General features: G+C 48.1%; 1 protein-coding gene. It reads left to right on the forward strand.

The features are described 5' to 3' along the window. The coding region (locus AAEY79_RS16285) for a hypothetical protein (protein WP_407074218.1) at positions 1-239 on the forward strand (239 nt) is incomplete at both ends.

A 239-nucleotide genomic window follows, 5' to 3' on the forward strand; every position in this document is an offset into this window, starting at 1 on the left:
TAGTTACAGTATCCGCCGCGTGCGTCCACCCAAAAGTAAGATTGGTACTTCAGCCAAGCATGACAGCGCCAGTAGCCACGTGATGGGCACGGCAACATATGTGGATGACATTTTGAAGCCGCAGGGTACGTTGCATTTAGCCGTTGGTAAGAGCAGTCATGCGCATGCACGCCTTTTAAGCATAGATTTATCAGCAGTAAAAGCTTCTGATGGCGTGATTGATGTCATTACCTTTAAGG

The organism is Psychrobacter sp. GW64-MNA-CIBAN-0177, from assembly GCF_040309585.1.
GTDB lineage: Bacteria > Pseudomonadota > Gammaproteobacteria > Pseudomonadales > Moraxellaceae > Psychrobacter > Psychrobacter okhotskensis.